The sequence below is a fragment of the Alkalihalobacillus sp. AL-G genome, assembly GCF_030643805.1.
Taxonomy (GTDB): domain Bacteria; phylum Bacillota; class Bacilli; order Bacillales; family Fictibacillaceae; genus Pseudalkalibacillus.
In genome coordinates this window covers 986,855-1,012,127 of sequence record NZ_CP094656.1, presented here as the reverse complement: position 1 = coordinate 1,012,127, position 25,273 = coordinate 986,855, and the positions used below count along the sequence as shown (strand labels likewise).

At 40.3% G+C, this 25,273-nt stretch carries 21 protein-coding genes and 1 pseudogene; 13 read left to right on the top strand and 9 right to left on the bottom strand.

Translation table 11 applies throughout. From position 1 onward, the window contains the following. Nucleotides 1-36 precede the first annotated feature (36 nt). The 3 genes from MOJ78_RS05175 (at nucleotide 37) to MOJ78_RS05165 (ending at nucleotide 3,122) form a co-directional block, all read left to right on the top strand. Nucleotides 37-822: a hypothetical protein gene (locus MOJ78_RS05175; protein ID WP_304980140.1), complete on the top strand. Its 786-nt coding sequence runs from the start codon at nucleotides 37-39 to the stop codon at nucleotides 820-822. A gap of 83 nt (nucleotides 823-905) precedes the next feature. After that, nucleotides 906-1,730 carry a YihY/virulence factor BrkB family protein gene (locus MOJ78_RS05170; protein ID WP_304980139.1) on the top strand — a complete coding sequence of 275 codons (825 nt, stop codon included), beginning with the start codon at nucleotides 906-908 and terminating at the stop codon, nucleotides 1,728-1,730. Nucleotides 1,731-1,835: 105 nt separating this feature from the next. Further along, on the top strand, nucleotides 1,836-3,122 hold the full coding sequence (locus tag MOJ78_RS05165) for an MFS transporter (protein WP_304980138.1): 1,287 nt from the start codon (nucleotides 1,836-1,838) through the stop codon (nucleotides 3,120-3,122). A 7-nt stretch (nucleotides 3,123-3,129) separates the two neighbouring features. Here the strand turns inward: MOJ78_RS05165 and MOJ78_RS05160 are convergent, their stop codons facing one another. Beyond that, nucleotides 3,130-3,495: a hypothetical protein gene (locus tag MOJ78_RS05160; protein ID WP_304980137.1), complete on the bottom strand. Its 366-nt coding sequence runs from the start codon at nucleotides 3,493-3,495 to the stop codon at nucleotides 3,130-3,132. A gap of 166 nt (nucleotides 3,496-3,661) precedes the next feature. Here MOJ78_RS05160 and MOJ78_RS05155 point away from each other — a divergent pair, with 166 nt between their 5' ends. From MOJ78_RS05155 to MOJ78_RS05145, 3 genes are all read left to right on the top strand, one after another. After that, nucleotides 3,662-4,993 carry a tetratricopeptide repeat protein gene (locus tag MOJ78_RS05155; protein WP_304980136.1) on the top strand — a complete coding sequence of 444 codons (1,332 nt, stop codon included), beginning with the start codon at nucleotides 3,662-3,664 and terminating at the stop codon, nucleotides 4,991-4,993. Between the two features lie 62 nt (nucleotides 4,994-5,055). Further along, nucleotides 5,056-5,193, top strand: coding sequence for a hypothetical protein (locus MOJ78_RS05150; protein ID WP_304980135.1), 138 nt, complete (start codon nucleotides 5,056-5,058; stop codon nucleotides 5,191-5,193). A 427-nt stretch (nucleotides 5,194-5,620) separates the two neighbouring features. Then, the gene (locus MOJ78_RS05145) at nucleotides 5,621-6,619 is read left to right on the top strand and encodes a S8 family peptidase (protein WP_304980134.1); all 999 of its coding nucleotides are present in this window, start codon (nucleotides 5,621-5,623) and stop codon (nucleotides 6,617-6,619) included. Nucleotides 6,620-6,679: 60 nt separating this feature from the next. Here the strand turns inward: MOJ78_RS05145 and MOJ78_RS05140 are convergent. From MOJ78_RS05140 to MOJ78_RS05130, 3 genes and pseudogenes are all read right to left on the bottom strand, one after another. Next, a pseudogene (locus MOJ78_RS05140) lies at nucleotides 6,680-7,028 on the bottom strand (VOC family protein). A gap of 93 nt (nucleotides 7,029-7,121) precedes the next feature. After that, on the bottom strand, nucleotides 7,122-8,159 hold the full coding sequence (locus MOJ78_RS05135; RefSeq protein WP_304980133.1) for an NAD-dependent epimerase/dehydratase family protein: 1,038 nt from the start codon (nucleotides 8,157-8,159) through the stop codon (nucleotides 7,122-7,124). A 120-nt stretch (nucleotides 8,160-8,279) separates the two neighbouring features. After that, the gene (locus tag MOJ78_RS05130; protein ID WP_304980132.1) at nucleotides 8,280-9,215 is read right to left on the bottom strand and encodes a prenyltransferase/squalene oxidase repeat-containing protein; all 936 of its coding nucleotides are present in this window, start codon (nucleotides 9,213-9,215) and stop codon (nucleotides 8,280-8,282) included. 294 nt (nucleotides 9,216-9,509) lie between these two features. Here MOJ78_RS05130 and MOJ78_RS05125 point away from each other — a divergent pair, with 294 nt between their 5' ends. Both MOJ78_RS05125 and MOJ78_RS05120 read left to right on the top strand, forming a co-directional pair. Continuing rightward, nucleotides 9,510-10,157: a DUF1796 family putative cysteine peptidase gene (locus MOJ78_RS05125; RefSeq protein ID WP_304980131.1), complete on the top strand. Its 648-nt coding sequence runs from the start codon at nucleotides 9,510-9,512 to the stop codon at nucleotides 10,155-10,157. Nucleotides 10,158-10,287: 130 nt separating this feature from the next. Next, nucleotides 10,288-10,749, top strand: a complete 462-nt coding sequence (locus MOJ78_RS05120; RefSeq protein WP_304980130.1) for a PaaI family thioesterase — start codon at nucleotides 10,288-10,290, stop codon at nucleotides 10,747-10,749. 207 nt (nucleotides 10,750-10,956) lie between these two features. Here MOJ78_RS05120 and nadA read toward each other — a convergent pair whose 3' ends face one another. The 3 genes from nadA to nadB are packed head-to-tail and all read right to left on the bottom strand — an operon-like array spanning nucleotide 10,957 to nucleotide 14,424. Then, entirely contained in the window at nucleotides 10,957-12,063 is a 1,107-nt protein-coding gene (gene nadA / locus MOJ78_RS05115) for a quinolinate synthase NadA (protein WP_304980129.1), read from the bottom strand. A 2-nt stretch (nucleotides 12,064-12,065) separates the two neighbouring features. After that, nucleotides 12,066-12,902, bottom strand: coding sequence for a carboxylating nicotinate-nucleotide diphosphorylase (gene nadC, locus MOJ78_RS05110; RefSeq protein WP_304980128.1), 837 nt, complete (start codon nucleotides 12,900-12,902; stop codon nucleotides 12,066-12,068). Continuing rightward, nucleotides 12,871-14,424, bottom strand: coding sequence for an L-aspartate oxidase (gene nadB / locus MOJ78_RS05105; RefSeq protein ID WP_304980127.1), 1,554 nt, complete (start codon nucleotides 14,422-14,424; stop codon nucleotides 12,871-12,873). The genes nadC and nadB overlap by 32 nt, the downstream gene beginning before the upstream one ends. Before the next feature lie 207 nt (nucleotides 14,425-14,631). On the opposite strand from nadB, the gene MOJ78_RS05100 reads away from it, so the two are divergent. Then, the gene (locus MOJ78_RS05100; RefSeq protein ID WP_304980126.1) at nucleotides 14,632-15,774 is read left to right on the top strand and encodes an IscS subfamily cysteine desulfurase; all 1,143 of its coding nucleotides are present in this window, start codon (nucleotides 14,632-14,634) and stop codon (nucleotides 15,772-15,774) included. A 561-nt stretch (nucleotides 15,775-16,335) separates the two neighbouring features. Here MOJ78_RS05100 and MOJ78_RS05095 read toward each other — a convergent pair. Together MOJ78_RS05095 and MOJ78_RS05090 are read right to left on the bottom strand one after the other, a co-directional pair. Beyond that, nucleotides 16,336-18,297: a phospholipase D-like domain-containing protein gene (locus MOJ78_RS05095; RefSeq protein WP_304980125.1), complete on the bottom strand. Its 1,962-nt coding sequence runs from the start codon at nucleotides 18,295-18,297 to the stop codon at nucleotides 16,336-16,338. 291 nt (nucleotides 18,298-18,588) lie between these two features. Next, nucleotides 18,589-18,879, bottom strand: a complete 291-nt coding sequence (locus MOJ78_RS05090) for a hypothetical protein (RefSeq protein WP_304980124.1) — start codon at nucleotides 18,877-18,879, stop codon at nucleotides 18,589-18,591. Nucleotides 18,880-19,235: 356 nt separating this feature from the next. Here MOJ78_RS05090 and ytvI point away from each other — a divergent pair, with 356 nt between their 5' ends. From ytvI to MOJ78_RS05070, 4 genes are all read left to right on the top strand, one after another. Beyond that, nucleotides 19,236-20,267 (top strand): sporulation integral membrane protein YtvI, encoded by a 1,032-nt coding sequence (ytvI, locus tag MOJ78_RS05085; RefSeq protein WP_304980123.1) that lies wholly within the window; start codon nucleotides 19,236-19,238, stop codon nucleotides 20,265-20,267. Nucleotides 20,268-20,427: 160 nt separating this feature from the next. After that, complete coding sequence (locus MOJ78_RS05080) at nucleotides 20,428-22,638, top strand: PAS domain-containing sensor histidine kinase (RefSeq protein ID WP_304980122.1); 2,211 nt, start codon at nucleotides 20,428-20,430, stop codon at nucleotides 22,636-22,638. A 197-nt stretch (nucleotides 22,639-22,835) separates the two neighbouring features. Further along, on the top strand, nucleotides 22,836-23,255 hold the full coding sequence (locus MOJ78_RS05075; RefSeq protein ID WP_304980121.1) for a MarR family winged helix-turn-helix transcriptional regulator: 420 nt from the start codon (nucleotides 22,836-22,838) through the stop codon (nucleotides 23,253-23,255). 112 nt (nucleotides 23,256-23,367) lie between these two features. Continuing rightward, entirely contained in the window at nucleotides 23,368-24,996 is a 1,629-nt protein-coding gene (locus MOJ78_RS05070) for an MDR family MFS transporter (RefSeq protein WP_304980120.1), read from the top strand. The last annotated feature ends 277 nt before the right edge of the window (nucleotides 24,997-25,273 follow it).

The following is a 25,273-nucleotide window of genomic DNA, read 5'->3' as shown; positions in this document are numbered from 1 at the left end:
CATATGGTTAACTAACATTAAAGAAAGAGGTGGATGATGAAAACCCTTCCTAAGGTTCTTAAAGATTTATCGAAAAATCCGTCACTTTTAGTACCCGCCATCCTTTATCAATTGATTACCTTTGTTATCGTGTTTGCAGCCACTTGGATTTTTGCGGGAAAGCATTTTGCTCAAATGATGCTGCACAACGGCTTTAATGATGTAGGTGTTTCGTATTTTTCTTCACCAGATGGATTCGTTTCTGATTTATTTTTGTTTTTTGCCATGATGCTTTTATTGTTGATAATGGCTGTTTATCTTTATGCAGGTTATATCGGGCTCATTCGATCGTTTTATCATTCAGATGACCGACAGTTCAACTGGTCAGAATTCTTTTCCAGCGGTAAATCTAACTTTACAAGGACGTTTAAGTTTACAGTCAGCGTCTTCGCCTTGTTTATCGTTTTTATTATTGCTTCAGTCGTATTGATCAGTCTTTTTGCCATAGCTGGGGATGCCGTCGTTTTTTTCGTATTGCTTGTTTTGGGTGTTTGTTATATCTATTTCAGCTTGGTTTTCCTTATGGGATTTATCATTTACTTCGAGGAACACGATGCTGTTTTTCAAAGTATCGGGAAGGCATTTAAACTTCCATTTTCAAAATATATTCGCATCCTCGGGACTTTTTTACTTGTCACGTTTATCTTAATTGTAATTAATTTCGTCCTTTTATTGATCCCGATTCTCGGTCAAATTATTTCCTTGTTTATCAGTGCGATCGGTATTCCGCTTTTGCTTATGTATGTGTACAGATCATATCTGAATGTAAAAACCGTCTACTAAAAACCACTAAACAGAATGAAATCCCGCAGATTGGAGATACCATTGCTAGAAGGCAAATGTTCTGGCATTGAGGATGGTTAATCATGCGGGATTTTTTATGGCTAGTAAAAGCGTTGTATCGAGAGTTTTTGGATCGGAAAATTTATGACCTCGCGGCTCAGATGTCATATTATTTCCTGCTTTCATTATTTCCTTTTCTGATTGTTGTAATCACGCTTGCGAGCAACCTGCCAATCGACACCGGATCTGTCCTGGATTTGGTTGAGCCATATGCACCTGAACAGACGGTGGAGTTCCTTCGTCAAACATTACGAGGGATTTTTTTGAATCAAGAGGAAAACTTATTGACCTTTGGCTTCCTTTCTTCGATTTGGCTTTCTTCTTTTGCAATCCAAGCGTTTTCTCGAATACTTAATGAAAGCTATCCCGAAAGGACGAAACGATCGTTTTTCGTTCAACTTTTTGAAGGATTATTACTTACAGTCGCTTTTATTAGTGTCGTTGTGGTTTCTGTGCTTGTCCCTGTTGCCGAACGGTTGATTTTAAGCTTTATGGAAAAGGATGCGTGGCTCTATCAGTTTGTCATTACGTTTGGAAATCCAATCAGGTGGGGTATTGGAAGTGTTGTATTGCTTGTGTTTTTTTATGTACTTTTTCATTTTGTTCCAAAGACGAAGCACACCTTTAAAGATGTAATCCCTGGTGCCATTTTCGCAACCATATTATGGCAGCTTATTTCCGTTGGTTTTTCCATTTATGTGAGGTACAGCCAATATTCTGTGATCTACGGAAATGTGAAAACCATCATTATTTTGATGATCTGGTTATATTTAACCGCTCAAATCTTAATTTTAGGGGGTTCAATCAATGCCCTCCTTTTCAAGAAACGCCGTAATATAAAAGTATAAATGGAAATCAGTCTCTAGTCGGAATTGATTTCAATCCTTCGCTCGTTCAATCAGTCTAGTACTCGAGCTATGATGAAGCTAGATTGATGACAGGAGGATTACTTTATGGATAAAACAGTTAGTACGACCCCCCTTTTCAAAAATAAGTCGTTTACAAAAATGTTCCTTGCATATGCCATTTCAGTTTATGGCGATTGGTTTGATATGCTTGCGATTTCAATACTTGTCGCTTACGGCTGGAATTCGGATCCGATATTGATCGGATTAATTCCAGTTTGTTTTGCGTTACCAGGTATCTTATTTGGCTCATTTGCAGGTGTGCTTGCTGATCGTTCGAAAAAAGTGAACCTGATGATTATTTCGGATTGGAGTAGTGCCGTTTTAACGATTTTTCTCGTATTCGCCGATCATATCTATTGGGTACTGCCAATTTTGTTTATACGTTCATCGCTTGGATTGATCAGTACGCCAGCTGAACAAGCTCTTACGCGACATATCGTTCCTGAAGATCAATTATTGAAAGCCACTTCTTATAACCAGATTGTGAACAATAGTGGAAAAATTGTCGGACCTCTCCTGGGGGCTTTAATTTTAACCGTGCTATCCCCAAAGATTTGCATCCTTATTAATGCCTTCAGCAGCCTAATATCGGGCATTATTTTACTAACACTTCGAAAAATCAAAGAGAATTCAAATGCTCCAAAAAATGAACAAGGAACAGAAAAACTGAGCTTTAAAGATTCCTGGAAAGAAGGTTGGGCTTTTGTCCTTAAGACTCGGGTGATATTCAATAGCATTCTTTTTTCCTTGATTGGAATTATGTGCATTCAGCTCGTCGATTTTCAGTTCCCCGTTCTTCTGCGATCGATTAACATGAAGGATCCAATGGTGTTTGGTTTGTTATTAAGTACGACAGGAGTCGGGTCGATCATTACGATAACATGGATGAATCGCTTTAAAGAGATTCGCTATGGTTGGGCAATTGGAGGTGGAATGAGCTTGATTGGTTTTGGCTTTGCGGGAGTAGCGTTCGTCACTGAGGAGATGTCATTACTCATCCCTATTTTCTTTGCCCTGATTGTAGGGTTCGGCAACGGAATTTGGATGGTTTCATATAATTTCGCACTTCAAAAAGAGTCCCCAAAGGAAATGGTTGGCCGCGTATTCGGAATCACTAACTCGGTGATGAGTGCTGTATTTATCATCGCACCTGTAACCGGTGGAATTCTAGTTCATACCTTTGGGGCTGTCCAAGTGATACAAACAGTTGGTTTCGTCGTTGGTGGCATTGGAATAATTGGCGCAATACTTGAAAAGTGGTTGTGGAGAAAAGAAGAACTTTTACCTTCTAAAATTGAGGTTGTTTCTGCTAAAGGAAAAACGAGTGTTTAATTCATGCTTATACATTTGATGCTGGGGAGTCCGGCCATACGGGATCATCTTCTGGATCCGGGCTATCTGGCCATACCGGGTCTTCTGTGCTTACGAGTGCTGGGGAGTCCGGCCATACGGGATCATCTTCTGGATCTGGGCTATCTGGCCATACCGGGTCTTCTGTACTTACAAGTGCTGGGGAGTCCGGCCATACGGGATCATCTTCTGGATCCGGGTCACCTGGCCATGCCAGGTCTGAGTCTACTAAACTTTCAGCAAACAAATGACCACTGTTTTGTGGTAGTTCATAGGCTTGTACGAATAACAGGAACACTAGACCTAAAATGACACCACCAACCAAAAAGAACGTAGATTTTGCAGGTTTTGACATAAATACCTCCTATTTTCATTCATTTTTTTACAATTTTATACTAAGATTACACTCATGGGTTTGTCAACAACTTTTTTGAATAAAATATTTTATTTTGAAAAATAGTTTAAATATTTTAACATCTCGAATAATTTTGTGGTAAAATAAGTTAGGGAGGCGATAAGAATTGGAAAGTTCAGTTGGTAAACGAATAAAAGTTTTACGAAAAGATTTGGGGCTCACCCAGGGGGATTTAGCCGGGGATCAACTAAGTCGAGCTATGTTAAGCCTTATTGAAAGAGATCTCACCACACCCTCCCTCCGAACAATCGAATATTTATCTAGCAAACTTGGAGTCTCAGTCGGAGATTTACTTGGAGAAAAAAAACACATCTCTGGAAAAACAGTCACCTACGAGGAAATAAAGAATGGCCTTAATATTTGTACGACACTTTTCAAGGTTGAAAAATATGTAGAAGCTAAAACCCGTCTAAAGGATCTTATTAAGATTCGAACCGTTCCTTTTCCTGAAAAATGGCTAGCGCATCGGTTACTCGGGCAAATCTATGAAAAGCTTAATCAAGATGAAAAAGCGTTATACCACTTTAATGAGGCACTCTCCTATCTCCCATCAACGGAAACAAAAGAAATCATCGAAGTCTATTACTACATAACACTTGCTAACCGGAAATTAAAAGATTATAAAAGAGGAATAGAATCGGCATTAAACGCTTCAGCCCTCATCAATTCACGCTATGTAGATATAGAATGTCTGCTTCAGTTCAAAATATTGTATAACTTGGCACTTTGCTATTGTCGTGTGAAGGAGTTCCAAAAGGGGCTTGATGTTATTCATAAGGCCATTGAAATTATGGAGGCCAATCAGGTTTCGTATTCCAATGGTCACTTTTACATGCTGAAGGGACTTGCCGAGCTGTATATGAAAAAATACGCAGAGGGAATTCTATCTAGCATGGTTGCCCTTGATTATTTGAAACTTGAAGAAGAGCCTAGAAAATATATCGGTTCCCAAATAAACATGGGAATATTGAAACGAAAACATGGAAGTGTTGAAGAATCGTTTTATTACTTGAATGATAGCTTAGAGAAAGCAAACAAATATCATTTTCGCGACCTTGCGACCAACAGCTATTATGAACTTGCACTCACTTCACTTTATACAGACGATTTAGATCAGGCCGAACAATATGCAAACAATGGCTTAAGGCTAGCTGCAAGCAATTCACACGTCTTTGCTCAGTGTCATTATGTACTCGGTAAAGTCAACATAAAACGTGGTTCGCATGAGGAGGCACTTACCAACCTCAAAAAAGCGGATCATGTATTTCAATTACTCAATGAAGATCCGTGGACTTCCCTTGTAAAAACAGAACTAGCCATTTGTTATGAAAAACTAAATGATTTGACTATGGCGCTCCAAAATCTTTTTAGTGCGAATCAACGTTTGTTGGAAAAGGAAATTGCTCTGATCAGTACTGAACTTCCTGTAACTGAATAGTGTTTTATGCAAGAATGACGATTTACCTTCCTAATCGATTAAGGAAAAGGAGGATTCGCCTTGTGCATAAAGGAGATATAGTAATCTATAATGGGAAGACCTACACCGTGATTTGGATTTACGATACGGGTTTTCTTGAGTTAAAAGGTGATTACAAAATCCAACTCGTTCACAAAGATGAAGTAAGGCGGGTCAGCTGATAGTCAATGGGGATGTCATATAAAAAAAAACGGTACAATTCACCAAGCCTTAATGAAAACTTAAATGCATTGCTAGTGTTCGCCTTAAATTTCACTAAACAGTAGGAAATAAAATGGGCTGTCATATAAAAATAGATACAGCCCCATTTATTTGTCTTCGAATTACATCAATTACCTTCGATCGAGCATTTCATTACTAAGATAATCAGAATTAATTAACTGCTGCTTTTCCTTCATTTTTTATTGCAACCATTCTTCATAGTCAACTTTTACTTTAATGTCAAATACGTGTACAAATGATATTTAGGACCTTTTGATTATTTATTGATTTTTCTGAAAATAGATGTCTGAAATGTGGTATAGTACCTTCACTGGGATTATGACGCTTTATTTTTCTTGGATTCTATTAAATCGAAGGAGGATTATTATGAGTGATGTTCGTCTTGTCCCGTACCAAGTGGAAGAAATCATCGAAGAATTGTCAAACATTCCTGATGGCGTTGAGATGATTGATGCTCCATCCTTGTGGGATCGATCTAAAAAAGGTAAAGGTAATGTTGTCGCTGTCATCGATACTGGCTGCCAAACCGACCACCCCGATTTAAGAGAACGAATTATCAGCGGCAGGAATTTCACAACTGATTTTGGTGGTGATGCATCAAATTTCTCAGATAATAATGGTCATGGTACACATGTAGCTGGAACTGTTGCTGCTTCTGGTACTGGAAATGGTGTCGTCGGTGTTGCACCGGAAGCAAATCTCTTAATTTTAAAGGTCCTCACACATGAAGGAAGTGGCAAAATTGAGTGGATCATCAAGGCAATTCAATACGCTGTTGATTGGGAAGGACCAAATGGTGAAAAAGTCCGGGTGATTTCCATGTCACTCGGGGGACCACAAGATGTTCCTGAGCTTCATGAGGTAATAAAATACGCGGTCAACCACAACGTTTCAGTCGTTTGCGCTGCTGGTAACGAAGGTGACGATTGTGAAAATACGGACGAGTTTTCCTACCCTGGCGCCTATAATGAGGTGATTCAGGTTGGCGCGGTTGATTTCCAACGCAACCTCACTGAATTCACGAATACGAATGCTGAAATTGATCTCGTGGCTCCGGGAGTAAAGATCTTGTCTACGTTTCCTGAAAACCGATATGCTCGTCTAACTGGGACATCAATGGCTACACCTCATGTCTCAGGCGCACTAGCATTATTGATTAATTTGTCTAAATCAGAATTTGGTCGATCGTTTTCAGAAGTAGAGATTTATGCTCAATTGATCAAGCGGACAACCCCGATTGGTTTTACAAAACAAGGTGAAGGAAATGGCCTTCTAACCCTTGGACTCGTTGATAGAATCGCAGAAATGTTCAACCCCGATAAAGAAGAAGACGTATCACAAACTTTACAAACGTCGAAAAGTTAAGCGTACAATAAGAAGGACCTGAGTGGTTGTATTCATTCAGGTCTTTTATCGTCTCTATCCTTATCCTTTTAACACATACATATATCCGTCTTCATCAAAAAATTGTGCAAAGGTTCCCCATTCCATTTCATTTGGTTCACCCTCAAACTAAACACGGTTTTCTTTGATCATATTGTATGTTTCTTTGATATTGTCACATACGAATAAGATTGAAGGCTTCATATTTTCTGCACCTTGCATCATTGTTTTCGGATATGACAAGAGCAGTTTCAGCACCTTTTGGTCCAACTTCCAGTCAGCTTGCCTCTGGAGTCATATGTTGTTCCGTTTTCACTTCGAATCCTGCTTTTTCCGTCCAGAATGCTTTTGATTTCTGTTAATCATCTACATAAACCGCTGCTGTAGCAATTTTTGTTAATCATTTCTGTATTCCCTCCTTGACATATTCAATGACTGCCGAAAATAAATTCGGCAGTCATTTTCATTTTCTAAACGTATATAATTAGACACTTGCAGCTTGGAGCCATTTCTTTAATACTTCTTGTTCTTTTTCATCAGTCAATTGTGCCGCAGATAATTCTCCACGCTCTTCAATAAACCAGTCGTGTGTATCCTTCAAGGTTTCATGGAAAGACCGGAAAGTCAGTCCTGCCTCAATCGCTTTTTTGTTACATATTCCTATATCACCATGTGCAGGCTTTATACCTTCCATTGGTGAATACGTCTCAGGAATCCACAGTGGAAGCTCGATCCATGGCGCGACTTCATGCTTGTGCAGGAAGGATTCCGCGACCCATGTTACATCCGTTTTATTATTAAAAACAGCTTTTCCTTCTTCAATAAATGTTTCCATTGTCAATTTTTCCGCTGGGCCTACCACATTATAAACGCCATTCGCTTGTTTCTCGACCATACCGATCGTCCAATCAGCAAGATCCCGCACGTCAATAAATTGAATTTTACGGTCTTTCCTTCCAGGTGCAAGAATTTCACGACCCTCTGCCAGACGTTTTGCCCAATACGTAAACCGATCAGTCGGATCATATGGTCCTACAATCAATCCAGGTCTTATAATGAGGGCTCTACCTTTCATTTCCTCATAGACAACTTGTTCACAATGATATTTTAAGTGACCGTATGCTTCCGCAGCTATTTCTTCTCCCTCATTGATGGATGCAATCGTTTCGTAATTGAGCATTAGTGTGGTTGATTGCTCATCTACATTGTCCTCATTTAAGAAGTTCGCATAGACTGACCCGGTTGAGATGAACGCATAATGATTGGTCTTTTTTGCGAGTGTTCGAACAGACTTTCGAACCGTTTGAGGATGGTAGCCGCATGTGTCTATGACTGCATCCCAATTACTCCCTTCAAGCACTTGGATATCATGCTGGCGGTCCCCTGTAATTTGTTCCAACTCTGGAAAGACATCCCGATTGTTTCCACGGTTGAATAATGTGACTTTATGACCTTGTTTCATTGCTGCTTCCACGAGATGACGACCTAAAAACTTTGTGCCTCCAATTACGAGTATGTTCACCTTGCACCTCCAGAATATATAATATATACATGCTGCATATACAAAGTATGTACCTGTATGGAAATTAGAACATAAGCAAGACAGCCCCCACACCCAAGGGACTCTTAGCGCTTGAAATATTTACTGTGATTTTACAGTTTGTGTTTCTAATCGTCCGTGTGATTTCAACAATTTAAGCTTTTCGTAGGTCAAGATCCCTTTCCATAGCTCTTTCGATTCTGGCCAGTCATTCTCGTATTGTCCCCACTCCCAGTTCGGGTGCCATGAGCCATCACTATGCTGTTTCTCAATAACATAGTCAAGATTTTCCTCTACACTCTCTTTCATCATTTCATAAAAAGGTGATTGCACCCCTTTAACAAGCTGGACTGGTTGCATACCGTAATTTGCCCACTGTTCCCGTTTCAAATTGACAAGCTCTGGGATATGTTCTTTCACCTTTTCGATGATAGGATCCCGTTCAATTTGAGATAATTCGCCTGCTAGCCTTAAAAAGCAAAACGTTTCGTGCATATCAAGTGTGTCCAACGCTTTAAAATGAGCGAGACAGCGGCCCTTTAAATTCGTTGCCACTTCCTCAGGGACGAGTTCTTTGTACCTTAATAAATAGCCGGAAATTTCGGCGTTCGGATTCCCCCAAGACGCTTCAACCATTACTCGTTCTTTTTCATTGTCATAATGCCACCATGGTGCGTGTGGTACATTGTTGACTTCAGGTGGCAAAGCATGCCAACGTCCTTTTTCAGAATGATAGGTTTTCAAAAGATACGTCATTCCATCCCGTACCATTGGGTGATCCGAGGATAAGTTCAGCTCTTTGAAAATCTGAAAAGCTAATGTTGTTGCCATGGGTGAAGATTGGTCCAATTGAAAATCCGGCTCGATCCTGTTGCCAAACCCGCCATCTTCATTTTGGAATTCCCTTAGAGCATCAAGCACATCATCCTCTGATCCGTTTTCAAAATGATAGTTAAACAGGGCCTGCTCGAGTCGTCTACCATGTATGAAAAGATACTCTTTCGCTTTTCTAAATGACTGTTCATCTAACCGTTTCATTTGTTGTCCTCCTTGTTTTCCTCGCACGTTAAGAATGTATAAATACTTTCTATAGTATAAGCGCAACTAAGGCTCAGCCTACGCTAGGGCTTGGCTTTGCCAAGTTTTCTTTAAAGGTATGTTCCTGTTTTAAATCTTCGTCACCTAGCTGAGTATTCCTTCCTTCTTTAGCAGGATTTTTCATTAGATTGGTTTCAAATATTTCCCTAGCCGTACTACGTTCATCCAGTCAAAAGCAATGATACAAGCATTTAATAGAGTGTCCATGGAAAAAATAGTATAGGAGGGAATTATTTGAGGTTTAGTCAAATCAAAAAAACCTATTCTGCAATTATTAGTTTAGGAAACTCATGCACTCCAGCAGCACAATTAAGAAGACATAAATTAAGAACGTTTTCCGCACCCTTTGATTGGGTAGTTTCGCATTCACTTTCCGATATTTGTAATCTATTTAGTAAGCGCTTCAAGGATTATATGAAATTTCAGAATTTGCAAGTCATTAAAGGGTCTTCGGTCTATGTAGATAATGAAATTGTACAACCTGTCAAATCCTATTTCATAAAAGATTGCCTTTACAACATCATTTCCGTTCATGATTTCCCTGTTTTACCGAACCAACATTGGTCCCATAACTATACAGCAGTTAAAGTTAAAGTCAATCGACGGGTAAACCGGTTATTATATGTGCTTGAAAACAGTGATTCTTTGCTGTTCATCCGATGGAAAGCTACACAAAAGGAGGCATTGGAGCTACGATCCGTATTGTCACAGCTAACCAAAGGGGAAATTCATATCCTTGTTTTAAATCCAGTAAACAACATCGATAAGATCAATCTGCTTGATTGGGGATTAGAAAACATTTGTGCATTAAAAGTGCCGAACCAGCCTGAAAACGACCAATGGTGGGACCACATTTTCTCTGGCATAACCTTAAAAGCCTAAACATTTTCCTAAATAGGTCAGTATGCTTTACCTTTAAGAGTGAAAGTGAAGGATTGTGTACAGACCTAATATTGTTTCATCTAAAGCTTTAATTTTGTATGATTAGATTAATAGAATGGGAGGCGTTACTATGAAAAAACGATATGACGACCTGGAAATACATAGAAAGTTTTACAATGATATTTTTAAAAAGATGAAAAGTGAGCCATACGCTCAGTTTCTTGGTATGAGACTGGTTGAGTTAGGTGAGGGAACTGCAACGGCTGAGCTGGAAATTAAAGATCATATGTTGAACACACACGATACTGTGCATGGGGCAATCACATTTGCACTCGCGGATTATGTGTTTGCATGTGCATGTAACTCTTACGGAAAAACGACAGTAGGGCTGTCTACGACGGTAAACTTTATGGCACCTGGAAAAAAAGGATCAAAGCTGCGTGCTGTCGCCACAGAGGATAAGCGGAACCATCGGACATCCTGGTATACGATCAATGTGGAGAGCGACGGAGAATTAATTGCTAAAATGGAAGCACTCGCGTATCGAAAGGATGATTATTTCGTTCCGGTCGAGAGAATGGATGAGGATTAAGTTCAGAAATTTGGTCATTTGACGTGCAACTTTCGAATTCCTCGTGTAATTCGAAAGTTTCTCGTGTAAATCGGATTTTCCTCGTTTAACTTACGATTTCCTCGTGTAACTTAACTATTCACGAATATTTGTTGTGTAACCCAATACAAAAAGGACTGTCCGGAGATGTACGATACATTACAAGCCCGGTCAGTCCTTTACTACTGTTTACTTCGAATGCTGTAACATCCGGTCAAGCGCAGCTTTTGCAAAACCCGCAGTATCAGCGTCAACTTTAATTTCATTGACGACGTTTCCTACGACGACGGATTCGAGTGCCCATAACAGGTGCGGCAAATCAATTCGGTTCATCGTCAGACATGGACACATATTTGGGTTCAATGAGACGATTTTTTTATCTGGATGGTTGTTGATCAAGCGATTTACAAGGTTCATCTCTGTTCCGATTGCCCAGCTGGATCCTGTTGGAGCATTTTCAATCATATCGATGATAAACTTGGTCGAGCCACTATGATCTGCTGCTTGCACCACATCGAATGTACATTCAGGATGGACAAGCACTTGAACACCGAGCATATTTTCCCAAACCTCACGAACATTCTCCATCGTAAATTTTTCATGGACCGAGCAATGTCCTTTCCAGAGGATGACCTTCACGCGTTCGACTGGCCCTGAATACTCCAACCGCTCCTCAATCGGATCCCAAACAGCCATCTCTTCCAAAGGTATTCCAAGATCATACGCAGTATTTCGTCCAAGGTGTTGATCCGGTAAAAAGAGAATCCGTTCCTTTTGTTTCAACGCCCATTCAACCATCGTGCTTGCGTTTGATGACGTTACTGTTGCGCCGCCGTTCTTACCGACAAAGCTCTTGATGCTCGCGGTTGAGTTCACATACGTCAGCGGTAAAATCGTATCGCCGAATGTCTCCATCAGAATGGACCATGCTTTTTCCGTCTGATGAATATCAGCCATATCTGCCATTGAACAGCCTGCTCTCATATCGGGCAAAATCACTTTTTGATCAGGAGTAGATAATATATCCGCTGTTTCTGCCATAAAATGAACCCCGCAAAAGACGATATACTCCGCTTGATGGTTTTCGGCTGCCAACTGAGCTAGCTTCAGGGAATCTCCAGTATCATCGGCAAACTGAATGACCTCATCCTTTTGGTAGTGATGCCCAGGGATATAAAGGCGCTCTCCCATACTTCTTTTGATCGCACCAATCCTGCGAATCATCTCATCGTCTGAAAGGTTACGATAACGGTCTGGCAAACGAGGTGTTGTTTTCAATATATCCAGCACACTCATAGTTAATCGACCTCCAATTCCAAGCTGATGTCAATGCTTTTGACCGAATGTGTCAACGTTCCTAATGAAATGAACTGAACTCCGCACTCTTTATAAGAAGGAAGTGTTTCAAACGTTATCCCACCCGACGCTTCGGTTGCGATATGATTCGGAACAAGCTTCACCCGTTCTTGAATATCTTCAGGTGTACAGTTGTCGAACATGATGATGTCTGCGTTGGCTTCTACCGCATCTCTCACTTGCTCGATCGTTTCTGTCTCCACTTCAATTTTTGTCATCGGGCCAATTTCCTTTCGCACTTGTTCAACTGCTTTTCCGATGTTCCCATACATTGCGATATGATTATCTTTGATCATGACCCCACCGTCCAATGTCAGACGATGATTCATTCCACCACCGCAACGAACTGCATATTTTTCAAACATCCGAAGTCCTGGTGTTGTTTTTCTAGTATCACAAATTTTAATGCCTGACCCTTCAACTAGCTTTGTTGCTTGCCGGGTTAACGTTGCAATTCCAGACATGCGCTGCATAAGATTTAAAATGACCCGCTCACCTTCGAGAATGGATGTGACTGGACCATTTATAAACGCAATCGTATCTCCCTTTTTTAAAAACTGACCGTCATGAACTGCCATCTCAACTTGTACTTCCGAAGAGATTAATTGATAGCCTTCTTGGACGATTTGTTCCCCTGAAAAAACGCCGTCCTCTTTCATGAAAAACCACCCATGTCCTAGTTGGTTTACTTGAAAGAGCAACTGACTAGTAAGGTCTGCAGCCCCGATGTCTTCAACGAAAAAACGTTCAAGCTCCTGACGAACTTTTAATCGATTCATGTTCAAGCTTCCTCCTTATAATTCGCCTTTGTTTCCACTGTCTGTCATCCTTTTCTGGAAAATCGGTCCGGTAATGGCTTCCCCTGCTTTCCGTCCTTTGTAGTGCGGAAGTCGCAACGATCCAGCCAGTGAGTACTTGATTTCTCAGTTGAACTTGCTCGAGGCTTGGCACCTCAATACGTTTTGTATATTGTAAAAGTTGATTGAATATCTCGGCTGCTTTTTTTAAACCATCAATATTTCGCTCAATTCCAATGTATTTGTTCATTATTTCACGTAGGTGTGCATGTGAAGGCGATTCCTTAAGGATTTCCATTCCGCTCCATTCAAGTTCTGCTGGGAGCCGTCGGGAGGGTTCCTTTAACAGGTTTCCGGCCAAACGGTTTGCAAACACCAGTCCTTCAAGCAAGGAATTGCTCGCTAGTCGATTAGCACCGTGAACTCCTGTGTTGGCTGCCTCACCAACCGCATAAAGGCCATTCAGAGTTGATTTTCCAAACCCATCAACGTCAATCCCTCCCATCGTAAAATGAGCACCTGGTGCGATAGGAATGATTCCTTTTTCAAGTGAGACTCCATTTTTCTCACAAAGCTGGGTGATTGTCGGGAATTTCTGTGGAAAATCTTGTACGTTACGAATATCGAGAAATGTCTGTTTTCCACATTGCCTTGTTCGGTACAGAACACGAGCAACAATATCCCTTGGAGCCAGGTCCTTCATCGGATGCTGTCCGTCCATGAGTGCTTCACCGTTTTCGTCGATAAGAACAGCTCCTTTTCCCCGAACAGCTTCGGAAACAAGACCGATTCCTAACCCATTTTTCATAAGTAAAGTAGGATGAAACTGGATGAACTCCATGTCTGAAACCGACGTACCAGCTTCATAAGCAAGTGCGACCCCGTCTCCAGTAATCGTAGAAGCATTAGAGTTAAGCGGATAAAGTCCTGAATATCCACCTGTAGCAATCACTACTGCACTAGCGAGATTCGCAGTCATTTCCCCATTATCGTTGAGGCTCCACACTCCAAGACATCGATCATTTTGGATAATGAGTTTAATCGCGGTTTCCCCTTCAATGACAAGGTCTTTTTCCGATATAGTCTTTTTGAGTACCTCGATCACATGTTTACCAGTTGAATCTCCACCGACATGCAAAATCCGTGACAGACTATGTGCGCCCTCTCTTCCAAACTGATAATGGCCATCCGAATCTCGATCGAATCCAACCCCGAATTCGATCAATTTTTCGATCATTGCCGGCCCTTCACGAACAAGTGCTTTCGTTGTTGACTTATTGTTATGGTGACACCCGGCCTGGATCGAATCGAGAAAATGTGAATACCAGCTGTCATCAGCTTGAACTGCTGCTGCAATTCCTCCTTGGGCAAGATACGAATTGCTGTCCTCGAGACGATTCTTTGTGAGAACAATCACATTCTTTTCCGAAGAAAGAAGCTGTGCTGACATTAACCCTGACAACCCGCTGCCGAGAATCAACACATCTGTTTTACGTATGTTCATAGGGCACCTCCCTATTTCTAGTAAACTACAACTTTACATATGTCTTGACACCTATATTTACATAAAATTAAACTATAAGCAAGAAGTTTTACTACGTGTGCTAAAAAATGCTGGTTTTCCATTATCCGTATTTTTACGTTGATTGACTAACTTCCAGTTTGTGTGATTATTTATATAAGCACCAATTTATAAGGAGGGATTCAGAAGATGATCTATCTAGATTATGCGGCTACGACACCAATTTCAAAGTCAGCCTTACATGTGTATACCGAAGTGGCATTGAATTACTTCGGCAACACAGAAAGTCTGCACGATATCGGAGATAATGCACGGAATATTTTATCCGAGAGTCGCCGCCAATTGGCAGAATACATGAACGGCCATCAAGAAGGTATTTATTTTACGAGTGGTGGTTCAGAGAGCAACCACTTGGCAATCACTTCGATTGTTCGCGCTAATAAATCGAGAGGAAATCATCTGATCACGACTATAACGGAACACGCATCCGTCCTTAATACCTTTGATCTGCTTGAGAATGAAGGGTTTCGTGTTACGAAGCTTCCTGTTGATTCCTATGGCCAGGTTTCTGTCGAAGACCTGAGGCAAGTAATCGAAACTGATACTATTTTAGTAAGTATCGGCCACGCGAATAGTGAAATCGGAACACTCCAGCCGCTCCAAGAGGTCGGTCAACTTTTAAAAGAAAATGGTATATTCTTTCATAGTGATTGTGTTCAGACATTTGGGAAAAAGCCGATTGACGTCCAGAAGCATGGGTTGGACAGCATTTCGATATCAGCGCATAAAGTTTACGGACCTAAGGGTGTAGGAGCTTGCTATATCTCACCGAATATATCGTGGAAATCGAATCTTCCCGGCTCTACTCATGAAAAAGGATTCCGAGCAGGTACTGTCAATGTTCCTGGAATCGCTGCCTTTGTTACGGCAGTCGGAGAACTGATCAAATCGATGGAACAAAACAAGTTAAGGTTCAAGGAAATACGCGAAAGCTTTTTAAAAATAGTCGATGGTCAATCCAATCTTGTAGTGGAGGGACACCCATCTGAACACCTCCCATCGATTTTAGGTATTCGAACAAAAGGGATCGAGGGGCAATTCATAATGCTCGAAATGAATAGGAGAGGATTCTCGATTTCAACGGGATCTGCGTGCTCAGTCGGAAGTCAAAAGCCCTCGAAAACCATGCTTGCTGTGGGGCGGAATGATGATGAAGCCCGCGAGTTGATTCGCCTTTCGTTCGGAACGCCTACCAGCTTGGATGACGTCGAGGCTGCAGCCAATGCCCTTACTGAAATTTATCAAAAAGTCAGAAATTCCCCTGTAAAATAAGCTTCACTATCCATTTGTTTTTATTTTCTCGGATCACCTCAAAGCGCCACTTTACAATTTAAAGGGATCATAGTTTTTTTGAGTAGAGTCCCGTCTAGAATTCTCGTTCTCTCAGCTTAAAAACGTCATCATTTCCTGCCAAATTGAAAAGATCAGGTACTGAAGCATGTCATCAGCCTGATCTTTTCTATTATTATCTCCTGAATTTTAGGTAAATTGGCTTGGAAAATCAATTTGCGGGACTGAATCTCCTAGATTTTAGGAGAGCGTGTCCCGGAAATTCAATTTGCGAGACTCAACCTCCTAGATTTTAGGATAATGTGTCCTGAAAAATCAATTTGCGGGACTGAATCTCCTAGATTTTAGGGTAATGCGTCCCGGAAAATCAATTTGCGGGACTGAATCTCCTAGATTTTAGGATAATGTGTCCCGGAAAATCAATTTGCGGGACTGAATCTCCTAGATTTTAGGATAATGTGTCCCGGAAAATCAATTTGCGGGACTCAACCTCCTAGATTTTAGGATAATGCGTCCCGGAAAATCAATTTGCGGGACATTGCATTATTGAAGCGGTATTGTTCCGCCTGCCTGTGAATATCTTGCGTAAAACTCCTGTAGAAATTGATTAGCGATCAGTGTATCATGAATGATCAGCATGTTTTCATCGTTATGATCGTTTCCGTTCGTGCTCCAGTTGGTCGAACCGACAATCACGGTCGGGTCACTGGATGTGTCCGTGTCAATAAGCATCGTTTTACTATGAAGCTTACGTACTTCAGCATCCTCGTAAACGGGTGCAGGATTTGCCCAGCGAATGTTTGGGTTGTTCGTGCTCGATTGTGAAGCGGTTCGTCCCGTCATTTCGATACTCGCAGACCACCACTGGTTCCAGAAACTGCTATCATACACACCGCGCACATCAAACCCTGTTCTTGTACCCATCAAATCCTGATAAGAGCCTTCCCATTTGTATTTCAGCTCATTGACAAGATCCTGATCAGACCATGCAAAAATGGTGAAATAGGTGTTCAAATCGGCATCATTTTTAACAATCTCAGTCATTCTACCGACTGCATCATCCCCCGGCGAGAAGAAAATTTCGATTGTTTTGCCGCCAACTGTGACGACATGCTGCGTATTATCAATTTTTCTAGAACCAAGATTTGCGTTCACCGGATCCGGAGTCAGGTCTGTGTCTCCCCACATTTCATGGAACTCTGTTTCATAGATCCCAGCAAGCTCTGGAGAATGTAGTTCGACGACATGGTTTTGGTTTCCGTCCAAAATTCCATTCTGCATGTTTTCTTCAGACCCGTATAGTCCCGTCACCGTAAAATTCCAGCTGCCGGTAAATACCCAGCGGTCATCAATCAATGCAAACTTGTTATGCATCTGGTTTCCTGGAGAGTAATACGTTCCATCTGACTTTTGCTCAGCATCGACAAACAAATAACCTGATGTTTCTGTACTTCCAACAGTTGTAGTGACATAAGGAAAGTCTTTAGCTGAGGTCGGAAGCCCATAATCACTTCTTAGCGTCTTATCTTCAACCGCAAACATCGGCGAGTCTGAAAACACTTCGATATCATCATTTGTTCCTAAAACAAGATCGGCTCCACGCACCATTTTTTCTACATATAACCTCATTGTTTTAAAACGATCGATGTAATGAGGGTCTGTTGCATCCTTCGAATCAGCGATGACCCGTACATCGACACCCTCTGCGGCTTTATTAATCAGTGCATCGGCTACTCTAGTTAGATTGATTTCGTATGTAGCGAAGTCTATGCTTGTCGTCGCTTCATTTAATCGTTTTATCAATCGATCCTCAAGGTTAACATTGTAATTCGCCTTGTTACCTGTGTCTGCATAGATCGGTAATGCACACTTGTTAAAATAAACATTGATTGCCCCGAGCGTTTCAGATACTTGATTGATTTGCTCAGTTGATGTGTCACAACCTGTAGCTGAAGACATTGCTCCACTTGCAGGTGTTCCAAGACCTTCTTCGTAACTGTCTGTAGCAGTTTTCCAATTGGTAGCTGTCGTTCCACTTATCGCTGGATCAATTCGTTCCATCGTTGCTTTCGTTTCATTGTCCCCTGCATACCATTGGTCGACTGAATCGATCTCGATTCCGGATTCATCTTTTAACACAAGTAGTTCGCCAGAGTTACTTAGGGAACCGCTATAAATTTGATTTGCTGTTACAGCTGAGACAGTGCTATCAGCTGTCCGTTCAAGTAAATAATAGTCTTTAGCCGGTATCGATCCGGATAATGAGATGGATGGTGTTCCATCCGCTGTAGATAAGGTCCAACCCTCTAAGCTGATCGGATTTCCTGTCGGATTGTAAAGCTCGATCCATTCATTGTTGTAGCTTACATTAGTACCCATCCAGGCAGCTTCATTGATCACAACCTCACCATTAGCCGCTGCATCAACTTCCTTCAAACTTTGCATCGGATTCACAAGGGTCATTGAAAGCGTTGTCACAATTAGGATTTGCAATAATCTTTTCATTCTAGTTGCTCCCTTTGTTTTAGATTCAAAATATTCTACCACTCTATTAAACACTACACTGAATTTTGTAAAGCTGACAACCTATTTTTATAAAAAAGATCAAAGGCTCGCCAAAGAGGTAAAAAAAGAAAGACCGACACAGTGCAGTCTATCGACTTGCTGATGACTGTGGTCAGTCCTCCTTGAAAATAGTAGCCATTACCATATATGAGTGCTGATTGTCCTAAAGCCTTTAACGCTATGGAATGTTCATTGTCCTTGCGTTACTACTAAAGAAAATAGTCACCGTTTCTAAACGTGCATGATAAAGAATGCACCTTGTAGATAAAAATAAATTTTTTGAAGCTTTCGTGCGGTCCCCTCAAACTGATCGACATCATTACTTGATGCAACAGTAATAAAAACTTTCGACTCATTGCTCTTCTTAATAGTTCCATAACCATCATCTGTTTGAAAATAAACAGTTTTACCGATATTTATCAAGTCGCATAAATCCTCGAATGATTGAATAAAGGTTTTACTTGTACCCTCTACGATCTCTTTTTTAATTTGAGTAAAATGATCAAACCCTAGTTTCAACATTCTTCCCCCCTCTTATTGCTATATTTGTAGAATAACAGAAAAGGTCGGCGATTTTTTGATCCCTTATCAAATTTTCATGAATTTGGTAAAAATAGTTGAATAGAAACAGTTCTTTCTCATCATCCGTTTAAAAAATAACTTTGCAGACTAAACTATTTTACTATAAAAGAACTATTTACCCTTCGGGCAATTTGTTATATTGCAACCTATCTGAATAAAAGTTTCAAAAGAAAAATCGACTAAATTCGTTCGTAATGGATGCCCTTTTCCTCAATAAAAGGTATAATATTGTTAACTTCATTCGATGAAACCGATATACGTAAAATACGGTTCCCGCTCAGTAAGGAGAAGAGATATTGGAATTAAAGAAATATATACCATTTTTATTACTTGTAGGGATTGTCGTTTTTCTTATCCCATATAGCATACCGCTCGTACTTGCTCTCTTAACCTCCATCCTCCTCGAGCCGTTTATCAAACTGTTGATCAACACGTTTTCGATTAAAAGGGTGTGGAGCGTAACAATTGGTTTCAGTTTATTTCTGGCAATGCTTCTACTTGGATGCTACTGGGCTGTTACGACTCTTGTTGTGCAGGTGATTGAGTTTACTCAACTGCTGCCACAGTACGCACAATATATTTTTGAAAACGTCGAGAGCTTTGTGATACAGATGGAGGAGTATTATAAAGAAATTCCAAATGAGTACATATCCACTGTTCAAAATGCTTTAGAGGATTTACGTAAATTTTCTCTTGATTTTCTTTCTGGATTAACAGCAGGTCTTGTTAATTTTGTAACCGCTGTGCCTGTGCTGCTCATTCAATTGTTGATATACCTTGTTTCGGTGTTTTTAATTAGTCTTGATTTACCAAGACTTCATCATGGCTTTTTAAATATGTTTTCTGAAAAGGCAAAGATAAAAGTCGAGTTGGTTATGAAGCAATTGTCGCTTGCTTTCGTAGGCTTTTTACGTGCCCAGCTGATTCTAAGCTTTTTAACCTTTATCATTGCATGGTTCGGCTTGATGATTCTTGATGTAGAGTATGCTTTGGTCTTTTCAATTTTGATCGTTATCGTCGACATTCTTCCCATCCTTGGTACAGGTTCGTTCCTTGTCCCATGGGGGTTGTACAATCTGTATACAGGCGATCAAAGACTTGCAATCGGCTTGATTGTTCTGTTTTTCCTTATTACGATCTTCAGAAGGATCATTGAACCAAAAATTCTTGGTTCGAGCCTTGGAATCAGTGCTCTTGCTGCACTTTCAAGTCTTTACATCGGATTTGAATTACTTGGGTTTTTCGGACTTATCATCGGCCCTGCATTGGTCATAATCGTTAAATCACTGATCAAGGCTGATTTTTTGAACGTAAAAGTCGATTTTTAAGAGCAAAATCCACTAAGGATGACTGCAGTATCAGTCATCTCTTTTTTTTGCCCGGAATTTTTAGTATAAACCTCACTCTTGGAAGGAATAAATGTGCTTTTAGGAGAATGTCTATAGTAATACATTGTCGAAATTTAGTTTTTTAGAGAGGGGGATTTACTTGAAACAGTTTGAGCAAGCGTTAATGGATAGTTATCCTGACCCATATCTTCTTTTTAAAGTCAATGATGCGGGTTGTTTTCTTGAATATGCAAATAAAGCATCTACTGATGCCTTCGATTTACAAGAAGGTTTAATTGGAAGGCCGATTGAACAGCTTTTTGAAAGCAGTGCTGCAATTTCACAGGGGTGTAACGATGCAATTCACCAGGGTGCCCAGGTTACAAAGAAGCATTTTTCGATCGCAAAAAAAGAGGTTCTTTATGAATCTGTAAGCTTTGTTCCGATCAAACAAGGCGATTCAAACTACTGTGGTATCATTCTTTATAACCCATATTTTGCTGATAAACATATGACCGATGACCAAATGTTGGAAAATATATTCCGCTCCTCTCCAAATGCATTGCTTATTCAACACTTGGATGGAGAAACATACAGGGTAAATCCCGCTTTTACTGAAATGTTTGGCTGGAAGGATTCTGAGGTGCTCGGAAATGGAGTGTCGTTATTCCCATCAGGATTTGAAAAAGAATACGAAGAGATTGTCCGGCAATTACGGAAACATGACATATATAATATTCCAAAAACAAAACGTGTACATAAGGATGGGACGTTAAAAGATGTTTCAATCTGCTACATCAACATCTACAATCATCGCAGAGAACGAACAGCGGTTGCCCGATTATACGGGGATATCTCTCAACAAATTCTTTTCAAGGAAAAATATATAAAAAAGAAAAACTCCTATCAACTCATTGCTGAGAATATGAAAGATTTAGTCAGTATTGTCGATATGTCTGGAAAGGTGGCTTATTCATCACCCTCCCATCTTCACGTAACGGGTTTTACGGCTGAATCTTATCTGAATCGAAATGTTTTCCGGTTCATCCATCCCGATGATCGCAGACACGTTCTAAATCAATTTCGTCAAATGGTAACTGTAGGGAAGTCCGTACAAGCTGAGTTTAGATATTTGCATGCCAGCTTAGATTATATTTGGGTCGAGATGATCGGCTCACCTTTATACGATCAACATGCACCATTTGAAAAATTCTTAATTGTGGGAAGAGATATTACCGCTAGAAAGCAAGCAGACAAAGCCCTACAAGAAAGTGAAACGAAATATCGATTGATCCTTGAAAATACATCTGACTTCGTTTTTACGTTTTGCCAAGAAGGAAATATACAATATGTTTCCCCTTCTGCAAAAGAGTGGATGATGCATAAACCATGCGATAACTTTTATACATTTATGGACGAATACGTAGTTGGTGATGACCGCGATTTGCTTCACCATATGATAAAGCATGTATTTCAAAAAGAAAATCCGGAGCAGTTAGCGTTTACAACTGAGAAAAGCGGTAGATCATATACATTTGATGCCGTTCTTACACCACTCATTTCAAAGGAATATTCCGAGTATGAAGAAAATATGATTCTCATAATTGCGCGGGATATTACAAAACGGCTAGAGGATGAGCATGTTTCAATGCAGCTTGAGAAGATGTCCACGGTTGGACAATTAGCCGCTGGGATTGCCCATGAGCTGCGAAATCCATTAACGAGTGTAGCTGGTTTTCTCCGAATGATTGATGAGGGGATTACGGACCCGGTCTATAAAGGCTATATTGATATCATTACCGGTGAACTTAACAACATTGAGCGGATTGCAGATGAGTTTATGGATCTTGCAAAACCTCATGTTGTTCATCTAGAAGAAGCTGATTTAACCGATATTGTTGATAGCTGTGTACGATTGTTTGAAGGGACAGCCTTTCTTCAAGGAATAAACATGGATGTTCAATACTTAACCGATACTCAAATCATCCTTAACTGCCAGAAAAGTGCTTTGAAGCGGGTTTTCATCAACATTATGAAAAACGCGATGGAAGCTATGGGCAAAGGGGATGAACTCAACATCAAGATTGGAGCAAATGAACATATTGTAAAGTTATTCTTTATTGATTCAGGGAAAGGAATTGAGAAAGACCGATTGCAGTTTATCGGCGAGCCTTTTTATTCTACTAAAGAGAAAGGAATCGGTCTCGGGTTGATGATGAGCCGGAAGATTGTTCGTGAACATGGGGGTCGTTTAATCATCGATTCTGAATATAAGCAAGGTACAACGATTGAAATCAGACTACCACTAGTTCCAAAGCGTACTGATGAACCACCGAAATTCAATGAGAACGATGGTATAACGCTGCTGTAATTCCTTTGTACACGGAACGAAGGGCTGACTCTTTTTTGAGGCAGTCCTTTTTTTGTTGTTCAGTTAGTAAGTAAAGCAATTCCTATAACGCTATTGTTATTACTGATTCAATCAAGTGTTGACACAACCCAAAATCGGAGTATAATGAACGAAGTAAATAGTTAACTAAGTGAATTATAAGTGTGGTGAACGGAATAATGGTTAGAGAAAAATTAATTACAGAACTCGAGCAGACATTTCGAAAAATGTTGAGGTCTTATCGAAAAGAAATGGCTAACCTGTTTGATAGCGAGTTGACGACTAGTGAATTTATGTTTCTTCAATATTTAAGTGCGCATGGTCCTACAAAGGTATCGATTCTTGCTGATGAGTTCCAGGTAAACCGAAGTCATGTTTCAAATGTGATGGATCGCTTATATTCACGTAGACTTATAGATCGGATCCATTCTGTCGTGGACCGAAGGATTGTAGAAGTGTTCATCACAGAAGACGGAACTGAATTATTCAATGTCATGAAACAAAAACGTTCGAAGTATTTCAAACGTCGATTTGAACATTTGAATGACGAAGAAATCAATCAAATGGTGCACTTTTTTAAAAAGATGAAAAGAGTTTAACTCGGGTATGTTTTAACATAACTGTGATTATAGATAGAAATTGAAATTTATTTTTTGATGATTACTTCACCTTATGAACTTTTCTACACACGAAATGAACAGGAGTGAAAACATGGAACATTTAGACCATAAGAAAAAAATTATGATCATGATTGCAATTATGTCGGCAATGCTCTTTGCTGCGATTAACCAGACGATCGTTGGAACAGCTTTACCTCGTATTATTGCAGACCTTGGTGGGATGCAATATTTCAGCTGGGTGTTTACTATATTTATGCTCGCATCGAGTATAACTGCAATTTTAGTTGGAAAATTATCCGATATTTATGGTCGAAAACCCTTTATATTAATCGGAATTGGAATCTTTATGATTGGTACATTTTTATGCGGAACATCAGATACGATTATTCATCTTATCATTTACCGTGCCGTTCAAGGGCTTGGTGCAGGTATGATTATGTCGACAGCTTTTACAGCGGTTGGAGACTTATTTTCACCACGCGAACGGGGACGGTGGCAAGGAATCATGGGCAGTGTATTCGGTTTGGCAAGTGTTTTCGGGCCGACTCTCGGTGGATATATTGTCGATAACTTTGATTGGCGTTGGATCTTTTGGGTGTTTTTACCGATTGGTGTTGTAGCGTTCATTTTAATTTGGCGTCTGTTTCCTTCGGTTGATCGTTCCAAGGCTGAAAAAGTTGACTATCTCGGTTCGATTTTCTTAACGTTTACAGTGCTCCCTATGCTGTTGGCATTCTCATGGGCAGGTAAAACGTATGAATGGTCTTCACCTCAGATTATCGGGCTCTTTTCAGCTACCGTTATCGCACTTATCATTTTTATCCAGATCGAGAGAAAATCAAAAAGTCCGGTATTGCCTTTGCACTTGTTTAAAAACAGTATTTTTACATTATCGAACATCATTGGATTTATTATCGGCATGGGAATGTTCGGTGCGGTTATGTATACACCATTCTTCATTCAAGGTGTAATGGCAAAATCAGCAACAGCTTCCGGATTCATTATGATGCCGATGACATTAGCAATGGTGGCCTCATCTACAATTTGCGGACAGTTTATTACGAAAACCGGAAAATATAAAATCTTTGCGATCTTGGGGCTTACTATCATGAGTTCGGGAATGTTCTTGTTATCGATGATGGATTCTAATACTTCAGGTTGGATGACCGTAATGAATATGAGTATAGTCGGAATTGGACTTGGGATGAGTTTCCCTGTGTTCACGCTTACGATCCAAAATGCTGTCAGTCATAAATTCCTAGGAGTTGCCACCTCTTCTGCCCAGCTTTTCCGTCAGCTCGGTGGTACGGTCGGTGTTTCAATCATGGGGACGATCATGGCTTCTTCAATGAAGGATGAACTGTCTAAAACATCTGGCGGGAAAGCTACTGAAGCTCTTGCAAATAACCCAGAAGCTGCTGAAAAGTTTAAGGCACTCCAGGATCCACAGATATTAATGGATCCAAATCGCCTTGAAAAAATCAGGTCTTCTTTACCTGAAGCGTTTACCGGAGTTTTTGAACAGGTAGTTAATGTTCTTCGTACAGCGCTTGGTCATGCATTGAGTGATGTATTTTTAACTGGAGCGATCTTTATCGGTTCAGCTGTTTTATTGACATTCTTACTGAGGGAAATCCCTTTGCGGATGAGCAACACAGAACCAGCAGTGAACGAGAAAGAAGCAAAGTCCACTACGGAACTAAAAGAGCGATCGGTATAAGTGACCAATTAGAAAAGAACTGGACGGAGACAAGTATACTCCGCCCAGTTCTTTTTTTGTGACGTTCATCAAACGAATGTTTTTTGCAACCACAGAAGACAGCTCTGCTTCCTATAATAGAACCATTGATCGTAATTTTAAACTAGGAGTCTTCCCCAAAACCATTTCTTGAAAGACACAAATTCGACAACATTCGTCCCCCAACTAATGTCAGTTGCATAAGAATATATATAGTGAGTGGGAAATACCGCTCTAAAAAAATAACGATATGGCGAAT